Source organism: uncultured Oceanisphaera sp. (assembly GCF_947495715.1).
In the GTDB taxonomy this organism is placed as follows: domain Bacteria; phylum Pseudomonadota; class Gammaproteobacteria; order Enterobacterales; family Aeromonadaceae; genus Oceanimonas; species Oceanimonas sediminis.
Window position 1 is genome coordinate 23,077 of sequence record NZ_CANLZU010000029.1, and the last position, 9,259, is coordinate 32,335.

The 9,259-nt window shown below is 52.8% G+C and carries 7 protein-coding genes and 1 pseudogene; 1 reads left to right on the forward strand and 7 read right to left on the reverse strand.

From position 1 onward, the window contains the following. Positions 1–78: 78 nt before the first annotated feature. The 3 genes and pseudogenes from Q0753_RS15445 to Q0753_RS15455 form a co-directional block, all read right to left on the reverse strand. Positions 79–216, reverse strand: a pseudogene (locus Q0753_RS15445) (transposase family protein); the annotation flags it as partial. Positions 217–226: 10 nt separating this feature from the next. Next, complete coding sequence (locus Q0753_RS15450; RefSeq protein WP_298723144.1) at positions 227–1,327, reverse strand: hybrid-cluster NAD(P)-dependent oxidoreductase; 1,101 nt, start codon at positions 1,325–1,327, stop codon at positions 227–229. A gap of 86 nt (positions 1,328–1,413) precedes the next feature. Beyond that, positions 1,414–2,733 carry an FAD-binding oxidoreductase gene (locus tag Q0753_RS15455; RefSeq protein ID WP_298723147.1) on the reverse strand — a complete coding sequence of 440 codons (1,320 nt, stop codon included), beginning with the start codon at positions 2,731–2,733 and terminating at the stop codon, positions 1,414–1,416. 222 nt (positions 2,734–2,955) lie between these two features. Between Q0753_RS15455 and Q0753_RS15460 the strand changes: the two genes are divergently transcribed. Continuing rightward, the gene (locus Q0753_RS15460) at positions 2,956–3,909 is read left to right on the forward strand and encodes a LysR substrate-binding domain-containing protein (RefSeq protein ID WP_298723150.1); all 954 of its coding nucleotides are present in this window, start codon (positions 2,956–2,958) and stop codon (positions 3,907–3,909) included. Between the two features lie 76 nt (positions 3,910–3,985). Here Q0753_RS15460 and Q0753_RS15465 read toward each other — a convergent pair whose 3' ends face one another. The 4 genes from Q0753_RS15465 to Q0753_RS15480 all read right to left on the reverse strand — a co-directional run bounded on the left by Q0753_RS15465 (position 3,986) and on the right by Q0753_RS15480 (position 8,741). Then, positions 3,986–4,348, reverse strand: a complete 363-nt coding sequence (locus Q0753_RS15465) for a RidA family protein (RefSeq protein ID WP_298723153.1) — start codon at positions 4,346–4,348, stop codon at positions 3,986–3,988. 77 nt (positions 4,349–4,425) lie between these two features. Further along, complete coding sequence (locus Q0753_RS15470; protein WP_298723156.1) at positions 4,426–6,060, reverse strand: BCCT family transporter; 1,635 nt, start codon at positions 6,058–6,060, stop codon at positions 4,426–4,428. A 143-nt stretch (positions 6,061–6,203) separates the two neighbouring features. Continuing rightward, positions 6,204–7,454, reverse strand: a complete 1,251-nt coding sequence (locus Q0753_RS15475; RefSeq protein WP_298723159.1) for a Xaa-Pro peptidase family protein — start codon at positions 7,452–7,454, stop codon at positions 6,204–6,206. 51 nt (positions 7,455–7,505) lie between these two features. Next, positions 7,506–8,741 carry an aromatic ring-hydroxylating dioxygenase subunit alpha gene (locus tag Q0753_RS15480; RefSeq protein ID WP_298723162.1) on the reverse strand — a complete coding sequence of 412 codons (1,236 nt, stop codon included), beginning with the start codon at positions 8,739–8,741 and terminating at the stop codon, positions 7,506–7,508. Between the last annotated feature and the right edge of the window lie 518 nt (positions 8,742–9,259).

A 9,259-nucleotide genomic window follows, 5' to 3' on the forward strand; every position in this document is an offset into this window, starting at 1 on the left:
AAGTAGGCCGAGGGCTCTGCACTCAGGGTACTACGCAGCCAGAAACCGTCGATCATGGCTGCGGCAAAAGCACCCCTAGTCCTCCCAACCACCGGCGCCTGCAATGACGGCACAGATGGTGAGAAACAGCACATCAAAGAGAAGGTAACTAATTTTAGTCGGCTGGCTAGGATTGTTTATCTCACCCTGGGACGGCTGGGCCGCCCCATTCTTGATGCCTTACTGTTTAATAAGCAACGACCAGATCTTTCTCCGGGATGCTACAGCAGCTGAGGATATATCCTTCGGCGATATCGTCCTCGGAAATGCCTCCGTTATGTTCCATGGTCACCTCGCCGGATACTTTGAGTACCTTGCAGGTACCGCAGATACCCATGCCGCAGGCCTTGGGAATATAGAGCCCCAGCTTGGAGGCTGCGCTATGTACGGTTTCACCCGGGGCAATTTTGACACTTTTACCCGATTGGGCGAACTCGACCCGCAGCATATCCTCGCTGACCAGGTTGTCGCTTTCTTCCTGGGCCAGCTCAATCTGTTCGGCCACATCTGTCTTGACCTCATCCGGCGTTGCCCCGAAGCTTTCTTCGTGATAGCGCTCCATGGGAAACCCCTGGCGTTCGAGCATGGCTTTAATGGCACGCATATAAGGAGTCGGCCCGCAGCAGAAAATTTCCCTGTCCATAAAGTCGGGAGCGATCAGCCTGAGCATGTCTTCTCCCAGATAACCGGTAAAGCCGCTCCAGGTATCACCGATCTCATAGCGCTCGCAGATCAAATTAAGGTTAAAGTTAGTTACGCGTGAGTCCATGTGTTCCAGCTCACGGCGGAAGATAATGTCCTTGGGGGTGCGCGAGCTGTGTACAAATACCATGTCCACCTCGGCGTTGCTGTCGAACCACCAGCGGGCCATGGACATCACCGGTGTGATGCCTACGCCACCGGAAAGCAGCAGCACCTTGTCGGCCGAGTGGTCGATACAGTTGAAATCGCCGACCGGGCCATGCACCGCAACTTCATGACCTTCCAGCAGGTGATCATGTAGCCAGTTAGAAACCAGGCCGCCCGGGACCCGTTTGATGGTGATGGAAAAGCTGTAGGGAAGCGAGGGGGAGGACGAAATGGTGTAGCTACGCATCACTGGCCGCCCGTCGATTTCCAGCTCCAAAGTGACAAATTGGCCCGGTTTAAAGAAAAACATCACCGGCTGCTCGGCCATAAAGCAAAAGGTTCTTACATCCCAGGTTTCCTGGATGACCTTGACGCAGCGCACCAGATGACGGCCATTGACCCAGGTCTGGGTATTAACAGAGTGTACAGAAGGGGTCATGATTGTTGCTCTCTTGGGAAAATCAATGGATTCGGAATTAAGGAAAAGTCCCCGGCTATACCTGATGGCTATGGCCGAGGAAGCCTTCATATTTCACCAGCTGCCTTGCCTGCTTCGTAATGGAGCCGGATGCGGGCACCCACGGAACGAAGGGGATCAGGTGGCACCCAGCTGGGCTGGTTGTGCCGGCGGATAAAGTCGAGTTCGTCACTGTCACGACCAGCAATCCATTCGGCCAGGTAATAGCCCAAGTAGGTGCCCTTTGCGACCCCGACCCCGTTCATGCCGCTGAGCGCATACAGGTTATCTGCCGACTGCTGGAACAAAGACTGGTGATTGAGAGTCATGCACAGCATACCTCCCCAGGTATATTCGAAGTCGAGTTCGCTGAGTTCCGGGAAGCGGGCGGAGAACGATGCCCGGTGTTGCTTCCAGGCCCGATCCAGGGTGTGCTGATCGGTCCGCAGCGAGGTTTCGAAGCTGAAGCTATTGCGGATAAAAATGCGTCTGTCCGGGGTCAGACGTACCGTAGTGCCTGCAGGATGCGCAGAGGTCAGGCCCCAGGGAGCAGTATCCGGGAAATACTGCCCGGCCTGAGCCTCGCTCATGGGGCGGGTCAGGCTGGCATAGGTGAACACCGGCGCCAGGCGCTGCTGGAACAGACCAAACTCCTCGCCAAATGAATTGGTGCTGAGCACCAGCGTGTTGGCTTCAATCTCGCCACCCAGGAAACGGGCTCGGTGGGGGCTGCCATATTCGATGCCGGTGACCGGGCTGTTCTCAAACAGGGTGACATTGGCGGGCAGCGCCAGCGCCACCCCCTGGGCCAGGGCCGCCGGGTTCATCAGTATGTTATCCGGTGTGTACACGGCCTTCTGGTAATACCCCGTTCCCAGCCGCTGCTGTAATGCGGAGCCTTCGATGACTTCATAGGGGGTATTTAGTGTATCCAGGGTTTTGGTGAAGCTATCGAGATGGCATAAGTTGCTGGCTTCATGAGCGGCAAAATACTTGCCTGTTTTCTGCCATGAGCAATCGATGCCGTTTTGCTGGCGGATCTGATCCAGGCGGCTAATGGCAAAGCGGTTGAGCTGATAGATCTTTTTGTCTATCTCGGGGTCGGCATTGGCATCCAGGTTATGGGGCAGATCTATGATAAAGCCGGCATTCCTGCCCGAGGTACCCTGGCCGACACGCAAAGCATCGACCAGAGCAATACGGCTGTCGGGCCATAGTTCGGCCAGGTGGCCGGCGGTAGAGAGGCCGGAGAAGCCGGCACCGATAATAAGCACATCGAACTTATGCTTGCCTTTTAGCCGGTCCCCCTTGGTGTGTCCGGTTAACGGAGATGTTTCATACCAACCGAGTTCACCATCGATGGCAGGAAGGCGATGTATCTTTTTCATGGTCTGGCTCCCGATATGTTATGGAACTGATACTAAATTCTGACGAAACATTTACAATGGACGAATAAGCACCGATTGATTCCTGTGAGGAATCTCAAATGATAGGTGCCACCGGACGATAAATAGAAAGAGGCTCTTTGACTCTTGTGCTCTTTTCTATGAGACTGGGCTGCTCGGTAGTATGATGAAAAGGAATGAGTTCAATGACATGGAGTCGAGATAATGAAGCCCCTGTTTAAGCAATTGCCACCGTTGCTGACTCTTACCTTTTTCGAGGCCGCTGCCAGGCACGGCAGCTTTACTCGTGCTGCCGACGAGCTGTGCGTGACTCAGAGTGCGGTCAGTAAGCAGATCAAGTTGCTGGAGGAATATCTGGGGATCGAGGTGTTTTATCGAGAGCGGCGGCAGGTGGTGCTGACCGATGATGGCCAGAAGCTGTTTATCGATGTAAAAATGGTGTTGGGGCAGTTGGCGGACAGTTGCAACCAGATCCGCTCACACGTCTACAGTAAGAATATTACTATCGTTTCAACGGTTGCGATGGCAAATTACTGGTTGTTTCCCCGCATTGCCCGCTTCAACATGGAATATCCTGATATTAATATCAATATCTATGCCACCGACGATATCGATGAAGAACATTGTCGCAAGTCGGATTTGGGGATCCTTTACGGTTATGACAAGTGGCAGACAAACCTGACCGGGCACTATCTTTTCCGTGAGCGTATTTACCCCATCTGTGCCTATGATATGCCATTGACCGAGATAAATACGCCCGAAGACTTGCTGAATAACCGCATCGTTCATTTTGACCCCTTGAAGTGGCGTTGGATGAACTGGGGCGACTGGTTCAGTTACTTTGGTATTCATTACCATGTTCCTTCAAACTCGTTGATTTTTAACCAGGTCCCTTTGGCGGTCAATGCTGCTCTGAAAGGGATGGGGATCACCCTAGGTTGGGAGTTCATGCTCAAGGAGATGCTGGAAAACCGTTTTATCAAGATAGCCGGAGATTTTTATGTCGAAACCGGCCGGGCCGATTACCTGGTTTACAGCACGACAAAACCCTTGTCGGCTTCGGCCGGTATCTTTCGTGACTGGTTGCTGAATGACGCCGAGAAGGATGTAGCTCAGCTGGATGCCATCGTCAACAACATCGATATACAGGCCGACTGAGCTATTGTCAGGGCGTTTGTTACAGAATACAGGCGGGGTCCGTCAACCAGGCCCTTTGCATCATGGAAAGTACGACTCAAGCTTGCGGCGTTGCCAACGCCACGGCCTGAGCCTCGATAAGGTAGCCCGGATCTGCCAGTGCCGATTGTACACAGGCTCTGGTGGGTTGGTGCGAATTATCCAGCCAGGCTTCATAGACTTCATTCATCTCATCGAAATGACTCATGTCACTGAGCCAGATATTGACGCTGATTAATCGCGATTTGTCTGAGAGGGAAACTGACAACAGCCTTTCTATTTTTGCCAGTACCTCTGTGGTCTGTTGTCGGATATCGCCCTGCAGGTTGTCGGCGACCTGACCCGACAGGAAAACGAAGTTATTGACCGCTACCGTCTGGCTCATGCGCGGGCTGCTTTCTTTACGTAAGATAGTCGTCATCTTGGTTTCCAGTAATAAGTATGGATTTTGGTTTATATTATTTTTAATAAAGCGGGCGGGAATTACCCGCCCGAATCTCACACCGGCTCAGTTTGTATTCTCGCGCCCTGTCTTCTGGTAAACGCAGATCTTAGGGTGCCGAGACACATCAGTATCATGATCACCGAGAAGGGTAGCGCACCTATGACCATGGCCGTTTGAATGGCACTGAGGCCACCGGCCAGCATCAGTGAGCCCACCACCAGGGTAAGGATGCTTCCCCAGATCACGCGGTGACTGACACCAGGTTGGTCGTTACCGCCCGCCATGATGGTGTTCAATACCAGCACGCCGGAGTCCGCCGACGTGACCAGGTAGGTCAGGATCAGCAGGATAACCATCAGCGACATGGCCATGGCTGCCTCGGCCGGCAGCAGCTGCTGCAGAGTCACGAACATCTGGGATTCGATGGCCGAGCCTATAATGCTGCCGTTGGCGCCGCCGTTCAGCTCCAGATCCAGGGCGGTACCGCCCAGCAGGGCGAACCAGAAGGCACACATCAGGGTCGGAATGATCATGGCACCCATGACGAATTCCCGAATGGTGCGGCCCCTGGAAATGCGTGCCAGAAACAACCCGACGAAGGGAGCGAAGGCGATCCACCAGGCCCAGTAATAGATGGTCCAGCTACCCTGCCATTGACCCAGTTTTGACTCTCTGTCCCAGACGGTAAAGCTCATTGCCGGCAGTTCGATCAGATAATCGGTCAGGCCGCTGATATAGGTTGAGAAGGCAAAACCGGTGGATCCGAAGATAATAAACACCGCCAACAGGATAAAGGACAGCGTCAGGTTGATATTACTCAGCCATTTGACACCTTTTCCGACGCCGGTCATGGCCGACAGGGTAGACAGGCCCATCACCAGTAGCAGGGCGAGCACCATGGCCGTGCTGGTGGGTTTACCCTCATCATTCAATAACCAGGCAGCACCGGTGACGCTTTCAAAGCCGGAAATCAGCTGTAGCACGCCGGTACCGACAGTGGTAGAAATCCCCAGTACGGTCGCCACCACGGCGATGATATCGATGGCATGTCCCAGAGAGCCGTTCAGCCGGTCACCAAACAACGGGGTCAGGGCGGAGCGAATGGTCAGCGGCAGGTTCAGTCGATAGGCGAAATAGGCCATGGCCAGGCCGACAGAAACATAGATACCCCAGGCATGCAGCCCCCAGTGGAGGAAGGAGAAGCGCATGGCGGATTCCACGGTATCGGCGGTGTTAGCGCTGACCGCCCCCTTGATCACTTCCGGATTACCGGCAAAGTGATACATGGGCTCACCGATGGAGTAAAACATCAGCCCTATGCCCATGCCGGCACCGAACATCATGGCAAACCAGGAAAAGTTGGAAAATTCCGGTCGCTCCCGATCCTGCCCCAGCTTTATTTTACCCAGTGGGCTAAGTGCCATGGCAAGGCAGAAAATAAGAAACAGGCTGACGGAGATAATATAATAGGAATTAAACGTCGAAAGTAGTGCGGTATTAACTATGCCCAGTGCTTCCGTCGCTTTGTTCGGCATGACGATGGCAAACAATACCAGCGTAACAATAATAACCTTGCTGATAATGGTAATCGTTGGATTCAGGCCCTTATAGAATCCCTTTTTAGAGGTGTGTATGTTGACTTCTATATCAACATCAACGGGGTTGTTTGCTGTGTATTCCTTAAGCATAAATTCTCCTTGATCACATTAAAATTAATTTAAGTGAATCATCCTTGGTGATGTGAGCTTATAGGCGCCCTGACGGTAAATATTTTTAAATTGACAGAGTGTAAATAAAAAAGGCTGTGGGTCATATCCCACAGCCCGAAGCCTTAGATGAGCCAGCCCTCTTCCCAGCGGTAGCTGGAAAGCGGCACGCATCCATCTTTGGTGATCAGTACCTGTTCCTCCAGCTTGATACCTTCTTTTCCACCTTCTACGGCGATACAGCTTTCGATGCAAATAGTCATATTTTCTTCGAAAACTCCGTCATATCCCGACTTTTCCCAATCGTCGCCAGCATGGGCAATGGCCGGGTATTCATCCGCCATGCCGATACCATGGGCCACGCAGCAATAGCGGTTCTTGTAGAACTCATCGGAAATGGACCAGCTCTTGTCTACAAATTCCTTGATGCTCATCCCGGCTCTCAGAATATCCATGTTGTGGTGTATTTGTTGATAGGCGGCGCTGTAGAGGCGACGCTGTTCGTCCGTGGGGCGTACATGGCCCACTGTCCAGGCGCGGGAGATATCGGCGCAATAGCCGTAGGGTCCAATCATATCCGTATCGAAGGCGATAATTTCCCCTTCGTTCATCACCCGGTTGCTGCATTCCTGCATCCAGGGGTTGGTACGCGGGCCTGAGGCCAGCAGGCGGGTTTCGATCCACTCGCCGCCATTACGGATGTTTTCGAAGTGCAGATAGGCCCACAGTTCCTGCTCGGTCATGCCCGGGCGAAGTTCGTCGGACATCCGCTGGATGCCGTGTTCGCATACGGTGATGGTCCATTTCATCAACTCGAGCTCTTCCGCCGATTTAACGGAGCGGGCCTGCTCCAGCAGGGGTTGGCCCTGCTGGAGCTGAACCCCCAGGGCATTGAGGCAGGGCACGCCTTCCGGCTCCATCTTGTCGACCGCCAGGCGCATGTTTCCGCCTCCGTGTTGCCGGAGCAGGTCGGCGATCTCTGCCGCCCATATCTTGGCCTTTTCCGAAACCCGTGGGCCGGCACCAAAATAGGCCCAGTTGATAGCCATGCGCACTTCATCCACGGTTTCTAGGTGTTCGCACAGGTGCTCACAGTTGTGGAATTCCCAGATGATCACCGGCCCATCGGCAAAGACCATGGCATAACGGGAGGCGTTGTGGGCGGTCCAGACCTGCATATTAGATGCATCGGTGGCGTACCGGATATTGACAGGATCATAGAGCAGCACGGCCGAACAGTCGTTCTTGACCAGTTGTTCCCTGACCCGTTGCAGGCGATAGGCCCTGGCCGCCCTGTGTGTTTCTTCCGATACCGGGTTCTTGAGTGGCTGATCCTTGGCGATATCATTGAGATATGAATTCTTGGTTTCGAACATGTTTTTACCTACCGAAAAAGGTGCGATTGAGCCGATGAGAACGAATCTCTGTTAAATACCGGATTGCAACTGCTTGATGTACCAGCCGATGAAATTCATCACCAAGCCTTCGGTTTCTTCCGAATACTGTCCCGGCCGGTATGCGTCGGAACGAATGCCGGCATAGTTGATTTCTGCCAGCCATCTGTCCTGGTCATTGGTCTTGACCCACACATGAGTCAGGTTATCCAAGTCATAGTCGACCCCTTCCTGAGCGTCTTCATGCACCAGCCAGCGAGTGCGCACTAGGGTTTCGTCCTCCGAAAGGGGGATGACCATGGTGGTGACCACATGGTCACACATGAAGTGGTGCCAGGAGTTGTAATGGGTCCACATGGACAGGTCGCTGTTGTCTGGTTCGCTGAAACCGGGCAGCAGTTTCTTGCAGGCCAGTTCGCCGTTCATGGTCTGCGACAGGGCACCGTTTTCCAGGATCATCATCATGGCGCGATACCAGCGATCCTCGGTCAGATCCAGCGGCTCGTGGGCCATGCCCATGTTGTCCCATTGGGGGCGTTTGACTGCATAGGCCTCGTCTATCTTCTGGGCGATGGCGGCGGCTTCCCGGGGGTCGTCCGGCCAGCCGAATCCGGCACCAAACGGAGGCCAGCTTTTCAGCAGCTCGGGGTGGTTGGCGTTGCAGTGATAGCACTCCCGGTTATTTTCCACCACCAGTTTCCAGTTGGCCTTTTCGATGATGTCGATCTCTTTGGCGACCTTGAGCTTGTCCAGCTGATAGAAGCCCACATAGGGAGCGAGATCCGCCTTCATCTTCTCTATGTCGGTATAGGAGGGGTCTTCCGACAGGTTGATAAACAGCAGACCGGCGATCGACTCGATAGCGACCGGCTTGAGGCCATTGCCCTTGCAGGAGAAGGACTCACCCATGCGTCCGGCGTAGATTAAGTCGCCGTTCAGGTTATATGTCCACTGGTGGTAGGGGCAGACCAGGTTGGGCACATTACCTTTGTCGGTGGTACAGATCTGGGCCCCTCGATGGCGGCAGGAGTTATGGAAGGCGCGGATCTCGCCCTGTTGATCCCGAACCAGTATGATGGAGTTGTTATCCACCTGAACCACCCTGAACTCGCCCTTTTTCTTGAATTCGGATACCACGCCGGCATAAATCCAGGTTTTCTTGAATACCTGCTCCATATCGAATTTGAACATCTCTTTGGATGTATAAAAATCGGCCGGTAATCCCTGACTATGGCGATATTGACGTAACAGCTCAGTGATGTTTTCCATTGTTCTTTCCTCGAAAATAATCTGTTGATGCCAAGAGGTTAAGTAAAGCAGTCAATACTTATCCGGCTGTTGAACAAGATGTTCAATATGTTCGACTTAACTTTAATTAGTGCTTTTATTTACTTGTTAAGCTGGGATGACCGTTGGTTTTTTTAACCAAGGCAAGCCTGGCAATTCTTCCTTGTGTTTACAGTTTGGCTATTCTTTAATAACAATGAAGTAACATCAAGTGACTTGTAAGACTCTGTTGATGAGTGGTAGGAATGTGTAGTGTGGCGAGTTAAACAGGATTGCTTTCTGTATATGAAAATAAAGTGTTCGACCTTGATTTAATTGAAATTGATTATCTGCTTACGACTATTGCCATTCTAAAAACGAAGTTAGGAAAAGCGATATTACAAACTTTGTATGACTACTTGCCATAGCTCTGGCGGCGGCAGGCTTAGCCATCCCCTCATATGAACTAGAGCTGGCGCGGCCTGGCGGGTAGACTACCCGCCTTTGAACCAAACTCGATG

Excerpts from the sequence above, each read along its gene's own strand:
- Q0753_RS15450 (WP_298723144.1), bottom strand. The coding sequence starts at position 1,327 with ATGACCCCTTCTGTACACTCTGTTAATACCCAGACCTGGGTCAATGGC.
- Q0753_RS15455 (WP_298723147.1), bottom strand. The coding sequence starts at position 2,733 with ATGAAAAAGATACATCGCCTTCCTGCCATCGATGGTGAACTCGGTTGG.
- Q0753_RS15460 (WP_298723150.1), top strand. The coding sequence starts at position 2,956 with ATGAAGCCCCTGTTTAAGCAATTGCCACCGTTGCTGACTCTTACCTTT.
- Q0753_RS15465 (WP_298723153.1), bottom strand. The coding sequence starts at position 4,348 with ATGACGACTATCTTACGTAAAGAAAGCAGCCCGCGCATGAGCCAGACG.
- Q0753_RS15470 (WP_298723156.1), bottom strand. The coding sequence starts at position 6,060 with ATGCTTAAGGAATACACAGCAAACAACCCCGTTGATGTTGATATAGAA.
- Q0753_RS15475 (WP_298723159.1), bottom strand. The coding sequence starts at position 7,454 with ATGTTCGAAACCAAGAATTCATATCTCAATGATATCGCCAAGGATCAG.
- Q0753_RS15480 (WP_298723162.1), bottom strand. The coding sequence starts at position 8,741 with ATGGAAAACATCACTGAGCTGTTACGTCAATATCGCCATAGTCAGGGA.